At 60.8% G+C, this 14,826-nt stretch carries 11 protein-coding genes and 1 pseudogene; 8 read left to right on the top strand and 4 right to left on the bottom strand.

The window, feature by feature from the left end; all coding sequences use genetic code 11:
* Window positions 1–327: 327 nt before the first annotated feature.
* Both PVA48_RS02810 and PVA48_RS02815 read left to right on the top strand, forming a co-directional pair.
* Window positions 328–1,539, top strand: a complete 1,212-nt coding sequence (locus PVA48_RS02810) for a hypothetical protein (protein WP_423232204.1) — start codon at window positions 328–330, stop codon at window positions 1,537–1,539.
* Window positions 1,540–1,562: 23 nt separating this feature from the next.
* The gene (locus PVA48_RS02815; RefSeq protein WP_423232205.1) at window positions 1,563–4,244 is read left to right on the top strand and encodes a hypothetical protein; all 2,682 of its coding nucleotides are present in this window, start codon (window positions 1,563–1,565) and stop codon (window positions 4,242–4,244) included.
* Between the two features lie 112 nt (window positions 4,245–4,356).
* Here the strand turns inward: PVA48_RS02815 and PVA48_RS02820 are convergent, their stop codons facing one another.
* A complete protein-coding gene (locus tag PVA48_RS02820; protein ID WP_215458552.1) occupies window positions 4,357–4,542 on the bottom strand; it encodes a hypothetical protein in 186 nt (61 codons plus the stop codon).
* A 90-nt stretch (window positions 4,543–4,632) separates the two neighbouring features.
* On the opposite strand from PVA48_RS02820, the pseudogene PVA48_RS02825 reads away from it, so the two are divergent.
* From PVA48_RS02825 to PVA48_RS02850, 6 genes and pseudogenes are all read left to right on the top strand, one after another.
* Window positions 4,633–5,594, top strand: a pseudogene (locus PVA48_RS02825) (PstS family phosphate ABC transporter substrate-binding protein).
* A 96-nt stretch (window positions 5,595–5,690) separates the two neighbouring features.
* On the top strand, window positions 5,691–7,073 hold the full coding sequence (locus tag PVA48_RS02830) for a hypothetical protein (protein ID WP_423232206.1): 1,383 nt from the start codon (window positions 5,691–5,693) through the stop codon (window positions 7,071–7,073).
* Between the two features lie 68 nt (window positions 7,074–7,141).
* Window positions 7,142–8,044, top strand: a complete 903-nt coding sequence (locus tag PVA48_RS02835) for an ABC transporter permease subunit (RefSeq protein WP_423232487.1) — start codon at window positions 7,142–7,144, stop codon at window positions 8,042–8,044.
* Window positions 8,045–8,063: 19 nt separating this feature from the next.
* Window positions 8,064–9,818: a phosphate ABC transporter permease PstA gene (pstA, locus tag PVA48_RS02840; RefSeq protein WP_102728393.1), complete on the top strand. Its 1,755-nt coding sequence runs from the start codon at window positions 8,064–8,066 to the stop codon at window positions 9,816–9,818.
* Between the two features lie 22 nt (window positions 9,819–9,840).
* Window positions 9,841–10,620, top strand: coding sequence for a phosphate ABC transporter ATP-binding protein PstB (gene pstB, locus PVA48_RS02845; RefSeq protein ID WP_022397211.1), 780 nt, complete (start codon window positions 9,841–9,843; stop codon window positions 10,618–10,620).
* A gap of 28 nt (window positions 10,621–10,648) precedes the next feature.
* Window positions 10,649–11,323 carry a phosphate signaling complex PhoU family protein gene (locus PVA48_RS02850; protein ID WP_022397210.1) on the top strand — a complete coding sequence of 225 codons (675 nt, stop codon included), beginning with the start codon at window positions 10,649–10,651 and terminating at the stop codon, window positions 11,321–11,323.
* Between the two features lie 31 nt (window positions 11,324–11,354).
* Here the strand turns inward: PVA48_RS02850 and PVA48_RS02855 are convergent, their stop codons facing one another.
* The 3 genes from PVA48_RS02855 to PVA48_RS02865 all read right to left on the bottom strand — a co-directional run bounded on the left by PVA48_RS02855 (window position 11,355) and on the right by PVA48_RS02865 (window position 14,815).
* Complete coding sequence (locus PVA48_RS02855; protein WP_102728392.1) at window positions 11,355–11,738, bottom strand: hypothetical protein; 384 nt, start codon at window positions 11,736–11,738, stop codon at window positions 11,355–11,357.
* A 78-nt stretch (window positions 11,739–11,816) separates the two neighbouring features.
* Window positions 11,817–12,941, bottom strand: coding sequence for a Rid family hydrolase (locus tag PVA48_RS02860; protein WP_102728391.1), 1,125 nt, complete (start codon window positions 12,939–12,941; stop codon window positions 11,817–11,819).
* 11 nt (window positions 12,942–12,952) lie between these two features.
* The gene (locus tag PVA48_RS02865; RefSeq protein ID WP_180975181.1) at window positions 12,953–14,815 is read right to left on the bottom strand and encodes a c-type cytochrome; all 1,863 of its coding nucleotides are present in this window, start codon (window positions 14,813–14,815) and stop codon (window positions 12,953–12,955) included.
* Between the last annotated feature and the right edge of the window lie 11 nt (window positions 14,816–14,826).

Here is a 14,826-nt window from a genome sequence, read left to right on the forward strand (position 1 = left end):
CGCATGGTATCCCAAAAACGAAGCTCCAGGTCTACTACGGGTTTGTGACAATTTCTTAACCTGGCTTTTTGAGAAAAAGAAAAACACGCAGCGGATTTAGAATCCGTTTACTTTTAATTGACTATAAAACTAAATGAGTGTGAATGCAAAAACACGTTTGGTCTTTTCTTTTTAGAGATACGTTTTTACTTGCAAAACGAGAACTATTTTTCTTGCCCGGAAAGAACTATTTTGTATGTTGATATGACGTGCCGGAAAACCTATTGGCAGCAGCTTTGCGTCTCCCAGTTTTTATAATAGATTTTAATAATTTTCAGGAAAATTACGATGAAAAGAACAATTCCGCAAACCCAAAGATTTAAACATATAAGCAAGGGTTTTGCCCTGATTGCCACCATCACCCTGATGATGCTCCTGGCCCTCCTCAGCGTTGGCCTTCTTACCATTGCATCCTCACAGGTCCGCATTTCCGAAAAACAGCTCTTTGCCGCGGAGGCCAAATCCCTCGCCAGGTTTTCCCTGGAAGTGGCCCTCGGGCAGCTCCAGTGTGAGCTGGGACCCGACCAGCGCGTTTCCGCCAACTCGGGCATCCTTTCCTCCGGCGCCAGCGAAGGCAACGCCCCGTACATCCTGGGCGTCTGGAACAGCTGGGACACCTGGCTCAACAAGACTAACTCCCAGGGCATGAACATTTCTTCCACCTACGATACGGGAAGAAAGTCCATGTTCCGCCGCTGGCTCATTTCCGACCCGGACCTGCGCAGGCTCAGCACGCTGGAAGCGGGCAAAAGCCTGCTGGGCAAACGTTCCCTTACCAACCAGAATTTCCGCAGTGTCGCCTTGGTGGACCATGGCACGGTGGGAACGCCCGTAGGCGCCAAGAACCAGGACAAAAAGGAAATCTACGCCCGCATGGTGCGTGTGGACGATTCATCCAAAACCATTGGCCTTAAAAGAAATTCCAGCGTGCGTAAATACATTGCGTGGTGGGTAACGGGAGAAAACCAGAAGGCGCGCATCAACCTGATGCCGCATGCCTCGGAAGAAAGCACGGATGCCCTGACGGTGATGCGCTCCACGTGGGACACGCCCGGTCCCGATTTGGAGCCCCTCAACCTTTCTTCCATGATGGCATCGAGTTCCGGAAACGACATGTCCACAGTCAGAAAACTCATCTCCCTTGATACGATACTGGCTAACAGTAAAAACGGCCGGCTGAAAGACTTGGGAGAGGTGTACCATGACATCTCCCTGGTTTCTTCCAGTCTCTTGACGGATTCTAAATTCGGTGGATTGAAAAAAGACCTGAACATCATGTTTTCACAGGAAAAACTGCCTGAAGATTTCCGTGGAGACACCTCTGATATCGGCCTCCGCCCGTACACGTCAGAGGACGGCAGCCCAACCGAGCAGAACCGCCCGATCGGTTCCTGGAACCAGCTCTACCTGTGGGCCAACGTGTGGGACTCCTCCACGAAGAGGGACGGACAAGATTCTTCCGCCGCCCTGCAATGGGACGGCCGCTCCCCAGCACATTGATTGCGGCTGATGCCGCCGCAAACATGGAAATGATGGACAACCGCTACACGTACATGCGCCATCCCATCCTGCTGCGCTTCTACTCCTTCGTAGGGATTCAGTACGTCAAACGCGAGGCCCAGCACGGAGCCCGCGGAGGCCATATTGACGTGCGCGTTTCCGTGATCCCGGTGTATGTCTGGTGGAACCCGTATAACGTGGACATGAAATTCCAGGGAGCGGAAGGCGGTCCCTGGGGCTCTTTCTTCGGAGAGCACCGCTACATGCCGCTCATGCAGACCAATAATTATGGCCGCATGCAAGGCAATCTGATCGAAAACTGGGATCCCTCTACGGCCACCTATTCAGAATCACCCTTTTCCCCGTATTCCCCCAACGACGGCTATAACAACCGCCAGATTGCCGACTTTGGAGCCTCCTTCCGGAAAACGTCGCAATTAACCTCGGGAGGGGTAGGAAAAGCCGGGGAGCCTTCCACGCTCAAAGCGGGCGAAATCGTCATTTTCGCCCATCCCGTCGTCGAACGGATCGAACACGGCAACATGGTCACGCAATCCAAGGCAAACAAGAACGATGTGCGCGTGGACAACTTTGCTTTCAAGGAAGGCTGGGACCAGAGCCCCGGACAGGTCAGTTCCTATGCTATCAACCAGGCTGACGGCATTCAGTACCAGTATCTTTCCGGCAGCGGTTATGAAGACAGGGGAACGGCCATGATGTCCATCAAATTTGCGGAAACGCTGGACGATCTCAATTACACGCCTAACAGCGTTGTTCTCTGCACCAAGTATACAGACAAATTTTCCTCCAGTTCCAACAAACTCGGTTCCATCGTCATGGTTTCCGGCATCATGGATCCCAAGCAAATTGGCAAAGCAGGGAATTTAACCGCAAACACCGGAGCAGACATGAATGTTTTCTCCAAAGCCATGCCCTCTATTCTGAACCTGAACTGGGGCGCGTGGGAAAAACCCCTGCTTGACCAGGTCAAACTGCCTGCGGACATGTTCCTGGACAATGAAGGACCGGACGACAACCTGAAACGCCGCGGCAAATACGGCAGTGCGGCCCAGGATTCCACCTTCGTGGCCTACTACGGAGTATCGGTCAAATGGGGCAAGCCTCCGGTGATTGGAGCCTACCCGGAAGGCAAGGACTACCGCGCCAAGACATGGCAGCACTCCAGCCCTCTCTTCTGGGGTGGGCAGATGCCCACCGCCTCCGAGCTCGGACGCCTCTACAGCCCCTACCAGTTTGAAGTCAAAAACGCCAACAGCGACTTCTTCCCCATCACCATCTCCAACATCCTCTCCAACGACGGCACCAGGCTCTCCCCCTTCGGCGGACCGGGCGCCGAGCAGGTCAACAAGATCGTGGCCGCGGAACTCCCCTTCCAGCAGCCCTCCAGCCTCGCCGGCTTCGCAGGCTGCCGCCTCACCCCGGGATGGTACAGGAGCGACTCCAAGGCGGCCGTCGCCAAGCGCTTCGCCTACCAGTCCGGCGTGCCGGGCGTGGGGATCGGCAACGCTTTTGCCGACCCCATGCTCCCGCCCGACAAGGTCTTCTCCCACAATGAAATCATGGGAGACGCCTCCCTGGGCGACTTCTGGGACCACGGCCTGATGGTCAACGACGCCCTCTGGGACTCCTGGTTCGCCTCCTCCCTGGCCGCGCGCCCCTCCAGCATCGGAGGCACGGGCAGGGAGGAACTTAAAACCGTGCTTCAACAGGCCTTCTCCACGGACGCCTCCTCCAACAAGGCCGCCGGCATTGCCAACAGGCGCTTCGTGCCCGACCTCCAGGGCAAGCCCTCCGAGGCCGTCGTCGAAGAACTCTCCAAGACCGACGAAGGCTACAAGCACGCCTCCAAGTACCTCACCGTGGCCGGGGGCTTCAACGTCAACTCCACCTCCCAGCGCGCCTGGGAAGCCACCCTGCTTGGGCTCAAAAAGCGCAAGCTCCTCTACTCCCGGAGCGGAACCCCCTCCGTGCTCAACAACAGCCAGACGGCCTTCTCCCGCTTCGGGGTGGCCAGCAGCGACAAGTCCCACGTGGACGACTACGGCTCGGTGGGCGTAACCCAGGGCATCCCGGACGGGGAGGCCATGGCGTGGTCCGACCTCAGAACGCTCAGCGACTCGCAGATCAAGTCCCTGGCCCGGAACATGGTCCAGGAGGTCAAGAAGAGGGGCCCCTTCCTGAACATGTCCGACTTCGTCAACCGCCGCCTGCAGAGCGGGGAGATGGGGGTGAAGGGGGCGCTTCAGGCGGCCATCGACGAAAGCTCCATCAACAGCACCTTTGACGAACTCTCCGACATGGTCATCACGCCCAAGGGAGGGTACCCGAACCAGGACGCGGCCAAGGGGTCGGTGTATACGGCGGCCCCCGGCTACCTGATCCAGTCCGACGTGCTGGCGGTGCTGGGCAATATTTTAACGACGCGCGACGACACGTTTACGATCCGGGCCTACGGGGAGCTGACCAACCGCGAGGGTGTGGTGCTGTCGCGGGCGTGGTGCGAGGCGGTGGTGCAGAGGGGGATCAACTACGTGGACCCGGTGGACAGCCCGGAGACGCCGGTCAAGAAGATCAACATGAAGAGCGGAGCGCTGGAGGAGACGGAGCTGAGCGCGGTGAACAAGGCGTTCGGGAGGAAGTTCAACATCGTCTCCTTCCGCTGGCTGTCTCCCGAGGAGGTGTAATAAAAGAGAGAGAGAGTTTTTCTTCTTCCCGGCCAGCGCCGCTTCCCATCCACGGGGAGCGGCTCTTTTTATGCTCCGGGAGGGAGGGAAAGAAAGATAGGGGTTATAAGGTTTATAGGGGTAATGGGGCCTTCCCTATCACCCCTATCACCCCTATCTCCCCTATCTCCCCTATCTCCCCTATCTCCCCTATCTCCCCTATCTCCCCTATCTCCCCTATCTCCCCCAAAGACAGCCCCCACAACCACATCCTTGCAGTTTGTGACGATTTCTTAACCAGGTTTCTCTTCCTCACCATGGGGGCGGGAGGGTATCACTTCCCCGTCTTCCGGCATGAACGGCGCTACCGTCCGGGAAACGGAAGACGCAACACAACAGAAAAGACGCCATGAAAATTCTCGCCAAAATCCTGACCATCGCAGCCGCTCTCAGCTCCCTGAGCATGGCCGCCGAGAAAGTAACCGTTGACAGCAGCATCAAGCCGTATGCGCCCACCAGCGGCGTTTCCGGCAACCTGAGCGCCGTCGGTTCCGATACGCTGAACAACCTGATGACCCTTTGGGCGGAAGGATTCAGCAAGAAGTACCCCAGCGTCAAAATAGGCGTTGAAGGCAAAGGTTCTTCCACGGCTCCCCCCGCCCTCACGGCAGGGACGGCCCAGCTCGCCCCCATGAGCCGCCAGATGAAGCGGGAGGAAATAGCGGCCTTTGAAGCCAAATACGGCTACAAGCCGACGGAAATCAAGGTGGCCCTGGACGCCGTGGCCTTCTTCGTCAACAAGAACAATCCCATCCAGGCCCTTTCCCTGTCGCAGATTGACTCCATCTTCTCCTCCACCTTCAAGCGCGGGGGCTCCAACATCTCCGACTGGGGCGATGCGGGCGTCCCCTCCATGAAGGGAAAAGCCATCTCCATCTACGGCCGTAACAGCGCCTCCGGCACGAACGGCTTCGTGAAGGAAATCGCCCTAAGAAGGGGGACTACAAAAACTCCGTGAAGGAACAGCCCGGCTCCTCCGCCGTCGTGCAGGGCATCAGCTCCGACGAACAGGGGATCGGCTATTCCGGCATCGGATACGTCACCTCCGGCGTGAAAACCCTCTCCCTGGCGGAAAAAGGCGGCCAGGTGGCCGTGCAGCCCTCCTATGACAACTGCATCAGCGGCAAATACCCGCTCTCCCGCTACCTGCTGATTTACGTCAACAAGAAGCCCGGCGAACCCCTGGACACCCTGACCAGGGAATTCATCAAGTTCATCGTCTCCAAGGACGGCCAGGAAATCGTGACCAAGGACGGCTATTACCCGATTCCCGCCAAGGTCAGCGCGGATGTCCTCAAGAGCATTGAATAAACACCCCTTCCATACGCCATCAACACATGCCGGGGCAGGACTGCGGCCTTCCCGCCGGAGTCCTGCCCCCAACTCCCCTCTCCACCGCCTGCCGTCATGAGCGCCAAAGTCCCTTCTCCCGCGCCCCCCAAGAAGCCCAAGCCCGTTCCGGAACGCTTCCAGGTGGCAAAAACCACGCTGTGGTTTGACCGCATCATGACTAAAACCATCATCGGCGGGGGCTTTACCGTCATTGTAGCCGTTTTCGGCATCCTCTTTTTCCTGCTGGCCGTCACCATTCCCCTCTTCCAGGGCGCGGACGTGGAAGAACGGCAGCACCTTTCCCCGTCCGCCCCGGTCCAGGGGACCTGGGGCCTGGACCCTTCCGGCACGTTCCCCTTCGTCTATGACAACGGCAAAAACGTCTTCTTTCTGGACAAGGCAACCGGGAACCTCAACCCCGCTCCCGTATCCCTGCCGGACGGGGAAACCGTCTGCGCCCATTCCTATGATTCATCCCTGGCGGCCTACGCCATCGCCACGGAATCCGGCAAGGCAGGCCTTATCTCCGTCCATTCCGGACTCAACATCCACGGCCAGGCGAACGCGCACGGCCCGGACAAGGCCGGAACGGAAACCAGCCCGCTCTACCCCTTGACGGAAAGCGGCTCCGTTCCCGGCAGAATATCCCGCATAGCCTACGCGGACGCGGGGGAACGGAAAATCTTCACCGCGACCGCGGAGACGGAACAGGGTCCGCGCCTCCTGCTGATGACGCTGGAGGAATCCCGCTCCCTGCTCCATGAAGGGGAGCTGGCCCCCTCCGGCTTCCATGATCTGACGGACCAGCTTGAAGGCCGCCCCGCCGCCCTGCTGCCCGGCGCCTCCGGAGACAGCCTCGTCATCGCTACGGACACGGACAAACTCCTCTACTTCTCCTATGATGAAGACCGGGAAACGTGGGTCAAGCGGCAAACCATTCCGTCCCCCCTGGGAAGCGGAGAAAAAATGACCTCCGTCAACTGGCTCTTCGGAGACATGTCCCTGGTGATAGGCGGCGACAAGGGAAGCCTTAAAATTTTCAGCCTGTATCCCCACCCCCGCCCGGACGGCCCCGCCGTGCGCCTCTTCGGGCAGACCAGGCAGTTCCCCCCCTGGACGGCCCGGTGCAGCATTACGCCGCCTCCGGCATCAACCGTTCCTTCCTGGTCTCCACCCCGCGTGAGCTCAGGCTCTGCTACGGAACCACGGCTGACGTCCGCTGGAGCAGCGACCCGCTGGAATTCACCCCCGTCCAGCTGGCGGCCAGCACGGAATTCAACTCCGCCATTGCCGTGGACGCCGGGGGAAAGGTCCACTTCTTCTCCATGGAAGACAGGCACCCGGAAGCAGGGTCCAAAGCCCTGGCCGGGAAAATCTGGTATGAAGGGTATGACTCCCCCAAATGGCTCTGGCAATCCGTGGGCGGCACGGACGACTACGAATCCAAGCTCTCCCTGATGCCCCTGGTCTTCGGCACGCTGAAAGGCACCCTGTACGCCCTCGTCTTCGCCGTTCCGGTAGCGGTCATGGCCGCCATTTACACGGCCCACTTCATGGCCCCCTCCGTCAAGCGGGTGGTAAAACCCGTCATGGAAATCATGGCGTCCCTGCCCTCCGTGGTGCTGGGCTTCTTCGGCGCGCTCTACCTGGCCCCCAGAATGGAGGACAAGGTGCCCGCCCTGCTCTGCATGGCCGTCCTCATTCCCGGCCTGGCGGCCCTGATCGCGTGGTTCTGGACCACGCGGCCCGCGGCCTGGCGCAACAAATTCAGCCGCGGCGTGGAATACATCGTCATGACTCCCGTCATCCTGCTCTGCGCCTGGTTCTGCTGGGAATACCTGGGCTACTGGCTGGAACAGCCCCTCATCAGCCTCTGCCGCGGCGTCATGGGACTGTGGGGCGTGGGGGACTTCCAGGCCGCCAGCTTCGCGGACCTGTGGCGCAACGGCTTCGGCATGCCCTATGAACAGCGCAACTCCCTGGTGGTGGGGTTCATCATGGGCTTTGCCGTCATCCCCGTCATCTTCACCATTTCCGAGGATGCCCTGAGCAACGTCCCCCCTTCCCTTATCGCCGCCTCGGAGGCGCTGGGGGCCAGCCGCTGGCAGATGGTCCGCACCGTGGTCCTTCCGGTGGCTTCCGCGGGCATTTTCTCCGCCCTGATGATAGGTCTGGGCAGAGCCGTGGGGGAAACCATGATCGTGCTGATGGCCACGGGGAACACCCCTATCATGGACTGGAACATCTTCAACGGCATGCGCACCCTCTCCGCCAACATCGCCACGGAACTGCCGGAGGCGGCGCAGGACTCCACCCACTACCGCGTCCTCTTCCTGGGCGGCCTCATTCTCTTCTCCATGACTTTCATTCTGAACACTCTGGCGGAAATCGTGCGCCAGCGGCTCCGCAAACGCTTCAACGTCATTTGAGACTTCCTCTCCATCTTCCATGAAACAGGACTTCAGCCTTCCGCCCGCTCCCAAACGCCCCCTGGGGGAAGTCAACATCTGGCTCACCTCCATCGGGCTCTCCCTGGGCCTCATCATGATCTTCGGCCTGCTGGGCATCATCGTCTTCAACGGCCTGGAGGCCTTCTGGCCCAAAACCGTCCATGAACTGACGATCGCCCCCGCTTCACAGGGGGAAAAACCCCTTGTCCTGTACGCCGGCATCACGAAGGACCAGACGCGCCACATGCCCGCGGACCCCGCCCTCCCCGGCTCCATGGCGAAGGACGTGCGGGAATACCAGCTCTTCACCGGAAGCAAGGAAGCCTACGGGCAATCCTACCGCTACGTGGACGCGCACAACGTCACCGCCTCCTCCACCCCAAAAGGGCTCCTGTGCCTGGAACGCATGGAGGGAGGAAAAGCCCTGGTCAAACCGCTGGAGCTCAAGCTGGCCTCCGGAGAAACCGTCCCGGCCTCCTCCCCGGAATTCATGACGGCCTTCCGCCGCGCGCTGGACCGGGAAGCGGAGTTGCGGGACGACATCAAGGCCATTGACGCCAAAGACATCGGCGCCGTCAACACCCGGCTGGCGGACGCCAAGCTGGACATCAAGGCCATTGAACGCTCCTATGACATCCGGGAGGAAAACGGACGGCGCACGGCCACGCCCAGGGAAAACCCCATCCTCACAGGCATGGATGACCCGGCGGGGGAACTGGACCGGCTCCGCGCCAGGGTGGAGCAGCTCAACGCGGAATACGCCCGGTACACCGCAGAAGCGGGCAGGCTGAGGGAACAGCAGGGCCGGGACACGCTCGTGTATGCCCTGGGAGACGGGGAGAAGAAGGAAACCGGCATGGACAAAATCGTTTACGGCTACCAGCCGAACGACCTGGGCTTCTTCGGCAAATGCGGCGTCTTCCTCCACAACCTGTACCACTTCATCATGGATGACCCGCGGGAGGCCAACACGGAAGGCGGCATCTTCCCCGCCATCTTCGGCACCTTCATCATGACCCTGCTCATGAGCGCGCTGGTCACGCCCGTGGGGGTCATCGGCGCCATCTACCTGCGGGAATACGCCCGGCAGGGAGCCCTGGTGCAGGCCGTGCGCATCTGCGTGAACAACCTGGCGGGCGTGCCTTCCATCGTCTTCGGCGTCTTCGGCCTCGGCTTCTTCGTCTACTACCTGGGCGGAACGATTGACGAACTCTTCTACTGGAAAAAGCTGGCCGTGGACAACACGCCCACCTTCGGCACCTCCGGCATCCTGTGGGCCTCCCTCACGCTGGCCCTGATGACGCTGCCCGTCGTCATCGTCTCCACGGAGGAAGCCCTCTCCGCCGTCCCCCGCGGGCTGCGGGAGGCGGCCCTGGCCTGCGGAGCCTCCAAATGGCAGATGATCAAGCGCATCATCCTTCCCAGCGCCCTGCCGGGCGTCATGACCGGCCTCATTCTGGCCATGGCCCGCGGCGCGGGGGAAGTGGCCCCACTCATGGTCACGGGCGTGGTGAAGCTGGCCCCTTCCCTGCCCATTGACGGGGAAGGCCCCTTCATCCACCTGGAGCGCAAATTCATGCACCTGGGCTTCCACATCTATGACGTGGGGTTCCAGTCGCCGGACTCGGACGCCGCCCAGCCCATGGTCTTCGCCACCACTCTGCTGCTCATCCTGCTGGTGGTGGTCATGAACCTCACGGCCATCCTCATCCGCAACCGCCTGCGCAAAAAATACGCGGCCTCCAGCTTCTAACCCCGTTCTCCTTCACCATCCCATGACTGAACCAGCCGCCCCAGACGACGATCCCATCATTGAAGTGGAAGATTTCTCCTTCTTTTACGGAAGCAAACAGGTTCTCTTCAACATCGGCATGACCTTTGAAACCAACCGCGTGACGGCCCTCATCGGGCCCTCCGGCTGCGGAAAATCCACCCTGCTCCGCAACATCAACCGCATGAACGACCTGGTTCCGGACGTCCGCCACCAGGGGGACATCCGCATTGACGGCACCAGCCTGTACGATCCGCGCGTGGAAGTCATCTCCCTGCGCAAGCGCGTGGGCATGGTCTTCCAGAAATACAACCCTTTCCCTAAAAGCATTTATGAAAACATCGTCTTCCCCCTCCGCGTGGCGGGACGCAGCAGGCGCGCGGAACTGGATGAAACCGTGGAACGCAGCCTGAAAGGCGCCGCCCTGTGGGACGAAGTGAAGGACAAGCTGCACGAAAGCGCCTACGGCCTTTCCGGAGGCCAGCAGCAGCGGCTGTGCATCGCCCGCGCCATCGCCAACCGCCCCCAGATCCTGCTGATGGACGAGCCCTGCGCCGCCCTGGACCCCATCGCCACGCTGAAAATAGAAGACCTGATGGAAGACCTGAAAAAAGACCTCACCATCGTCATCGTCACCCACAACATGCAGCAGGCCACGCGCATTGCGGACCGCACCGCCTTCATGTACATGGGCCGCCTGGTGGAATACGGGGAAACGTCTCAAATCTTCACCAACCCCGCGGAAAAAGAAACGGAAGCCTACATCACGGGCCGTTTCAGCTAAAAAGCCCAACTTCCAAGCCATTCACCTCATGACACCTCCCGGCAACCACATCCTCCCCCACTATGACGCGGCCCTGAACGCCATCCGCACCCGCGTCAACGCCGTCTGCGGCAGCCTGCTGAAACACATGGACGTCCTGGAACGGGTCATCTCCGGCCCGGACAGCGACGGGGCCAACGGCATCATTGCGGACGGGGAACCGCTCAGCGAAGAAACCCGCCAGGTTCTCTCCCTCTGCGCCGCCGTGCTCACCCAGTTCCATCCCCTGGGGTCCGACCTGCGGCTTGTGCTCACCTTTTCCCGCTGCGGGGACAAGCTCCAGGAATGCATGGAGGAAGTCACGGGCATCGCCAGGCACGCCAAGGCATCCATCAGGCGCCGGGAGTCCCTATGCACGGATATAGTGCTCCCCCTGCTGGACATGGCCGTCTCCGAATTCCGGGACGCCGCACGGTGCCTGGAAACGCAGGACGCGGACGCCGCACGGGAAATACGCCTGCGGGACAAAAAGCTGGACAAGGCCCACCGCAAGGCGCTGGCCCTGCTGGTATCCCCGGAAAGGGAAAACACGCCCTCCCTCAACGTCAACCTGCTCTTCATCATCCGCTCCCTGGAGCGCATCGGAGACATTGCCAAAACCATCGCCGCCACCGTCGTCTTCCTGAAGGAAGCCACGGACATCCGCCACGGAAAAGAGAAATAAACCGCGTATTTTCCGCCGATTATTCCCCCGATTATTCCGCCTTGCTCACGCTGAAGCAGTACACGGCGGGGTTGATCAGGGCCAGGGGGAGGTAGAACACGGCAAAGGACAGGGAGCCGCCGTACAAAACCAGGCACAGGGCGGAAACGATAAACAGGATTCCGATTTTAAGGCTCCGCGCCCAGTCCTGGCGGTTCACCAGCCAGATGAAGGCCGCGCATACAAAGCCGATGACCACGCACAACACCCCGCCCATGGTGAGGAACTGAATATAACTGGAACAGAATTGTTCCAGCCAACGCACATTATCCGGACTGGGGGGATTACCTTCCCAGGCAAAAACGCCCGGCGGCAGCAGCGCCCACAACAGCACGGAAAAGAACACCAGGCGGTCCGTATTAAGGCGATAGGTCATGCGGGGGTAAGGTACCATTTCCGTGCATGGGATAACAAGTGAAATCGGCCGCTCCCGGCTGTTCCGGGAACGGTTCCTTTACAGGGGAGCAAATGCACCGTCTCCGGCGCCATTGACGGCGATTCCGTCTATTTCCACCAGCCAGCCGGGGCGGCAGACGGGGGCTTTCAACAGCAGATGGGGGACGGCGGCCAGCGGGGATTCCATCAGGCGGCGGCTGACCGTTTCCCGGTCCGCCCAGTCGCGCAGGTACACCACAGCCTGCTTCAGGTCGCACAGGCTTCCGCCGCTCCTTTCCATCAGGGCGTTCATGTTTTCCAGGGTGCGGTCCGTCTGCCGCGCCACGTCTCCCGGATGGACAATGTTTCCCTGCGCGTCAATGCTGGCCGTGCCGGAAAGGAAGTAGTGGGAGCGGTCCCCGTACACGATGCGGGCGCCGCGTTCAAAGGCCACCCGGTACAGGTGCGTGGGGGACAGGTAATCCGGAGCCTCCATGTAACGGACCTGCCCCGGCTTCAGCCCGACGATTCCCAGGCTGTCCATGTGCAGCAGGCGCCCCGGCGTTTCCGTACAGCCTTCAATGCCCGTGCTGGCGATGAAATGGCTCTCCGGGGTCAGTCCGTAACGGCCAAAGCATTCATTGCGGCCTTCCACCAATCCGCGGTAGTTGTTGTCAATGTCCCGGCAGTAAATCCACGTGCGGTGAACCAGCTCCGGCACGGTTCCTCCCTGCGCGGCAGCCGCGCGGTCCAGCCAGCGGAATTCCTCCCGCATCTGGCCGTGGCTGTCCGGAGCGGAGGTTTCCTTCCTGCCCGCCAGAAACAACCGGTAATGCGGACGCCGGGCCGTCACCACCGTTCCCCACTGGTCCTCTTTCCGTCTTTTTTCCAGCATTCCGCCGATGTGCCATGCTTCCAGGGCCACGCGGGCCCCGTTCGCCGGGGGCTGCCCCACCACGGAGACGTAGGAGTTCCGCTCCCCCGCCATCCGGCGCAGCGTTTCCGACTGGCGCACCGGATCGCTGACGTGGAAGCGCAGCAGGAATTCATCTTCCCCGCCGCCGCCCAGTTCACGGTACCTGTCCATCAGGGAACGCAGTTCCGCCTCAAAGCTCGCGCCCGGTTCCGCCGTCATGCAGAAGAAATGTTCCTGCGCGCCGCTTTTTCCGCGCCATTCCGTTTTTTCAGGTAAATCCGCCGCCATGGTGTCCTCCTTTACAGGGACTGTACGTAATTGACCAGGTCCTCCAGTTCACGGTCATTTAAAGAACTTGTCTTCCCGCGGATGTCCCCCGGGTTGTGCATCGTGACGGCTTCCCGGATTGTCTTCGCCCGGCCGTCGTGCAGGTAAGGGGCGGTCCGCCACACTTCCACCAGGGAGGGCACCAGAATGCTTTTCCCTTCATCCAGCCCCGTGGCCGTCCCCGTAGCCACCAGTTCCTTGGTAGTGAAGTACGGGTGCGGGTGGCACTGCACGCACCCGGCCGTTTTAAAGACTTCCTTCCCCCTCCGCGCGGATTCGGACAAGGAGCCCCGCTCCACTCCGGGAGCATGGCACTGGGCACAGGCAGCCTCCCGCGTCTGCTGCCTGGAGGGAATATGCGCCATCAGGTACGGGCTGGGAACCTCCTTCATGTTTTTCAGGTATTCATTCACGCATTCCGCCAGTTCCCCGGAAGGTTCCAGAAACTGGATGTGCACGAAGCCCGCCGTCACGGCCACCTCCGCAGAGGCGCGGACGCCCAGCGTCATCACCGGGCTTGTCCGGTGGGAGAGGAACATGGTGCGCGTGTTTTTCGGGTTGCCCATGCCGTCATTCAGCAGGTCCCAGTTCAGGCCGTCCACGCGTCCGTCCGGGTGGCAGGTGGCGCAGCTCTGCCAGCCCTGGAAGCAATGGGAGGCATCATTGAAGTATTGTTCCCCCAGCTTTTCCCGCGAGGGCTGGAATCCTTCATTCAGCGCGATTTTCCGGGGTTGCGCTTCCCCCTGGAGAGGGACTTGCGCCAGCGTGTCCGAGAAGTATCCGGCCACATAAACGTTTTTCCCGTCAGAAGCCAGGGCGCGCGGACCGTTCAGGGGCAGCGGAATGCGGGTGCGGAGGCCGTGCAGGAAGCCCAGCCTTTCGGAAACGGGTTCGTTTTCCCGGTTTTCCCGCTTCATGCGGTCCAGCAGGCCGGGAAAATCAATCACGGATAACTCATGCGTTCCCGCGTGCGTCACAAACAGCTTTCCGCCATCCCCGGAAAAGGCGACGCCCCAGGGGTTGGCCGCCCCCGCATCCGGGTCGTCCAGCAGGACGGGGTGCGGCTTGTCCGGCTGTTCCGTATCAATAACCGTCACGGCGTTCGTGTTCATCCAGCCGCGGTCCAGCTGCGTGGTGGGCACCTGGTAGCGGCTCAGCACGTGCGCCACGGCCAGATAACGGCCATCCGGGCTCATCGCCATGCCGCGCACGCCCTGCGTCCCGTTGGAGAGCGGGAAATGAGCCGCCTTCCCGTCTTCCACCAGGGTCAGCGCAGCCGCCGTGAAATCCCCGTCCGCCTTCCCGGCGGGCAAATGGCCGGCGGCCCATATTTTCCTGCCGTCCGGAGAGACGGCCAGCGCCACCGGTTCACGGGGAACGTTCCAGGAATTCAGCACGTTCCCGGTGGCGGCGTCCATTTCCAGAATTTGGGAGTCAAACCGGCACGCCACATACAACTTACCTCCGCGCAGCACGGGAGCCATGGGCGTATGGCCCGCCGGAAAGGAACCTTTCAGCGCCCCGCTTTCCAGGTCCACCACCTCCACCACGCCGCGCGGTCCGCCTTCCGCCACATAGGCGGTGGCACCGTCAAGCGCCATGCCGTTGGGCGGCTGGCCCAGCCGGATGCTTTTCACCTTTTCTCCGGAAGCGGGGTCCACCAGTTCCAGAGTCCGGCTTTCATGCCCCAGCACGGCAACCAGATGATTAAAAACCTTCACATCCACCGGAGCGGCAGGACCGGCAACGGAATCCGGTCCCTGCCTGCATGAGGCGAAAGCCAGCAGGCAGCAGAGGGCAGCCGCGGAGGCGCAGAGCGTTTTTGTCAGTTTCATGGCCATTTCAG

It is taken from the genome of Akkermansia sp. JRP_AM1, assembly GCF_049262625.1.
In the GTDB taxonomy this organism is placed as follows: domain Bacteria; phylum Verrucomicrobiota; class Verrucomicrobiia; order Verrucomicrobiales; family Akkermansiaceae; genus Akkermansia; species Akkermansia massiliensis.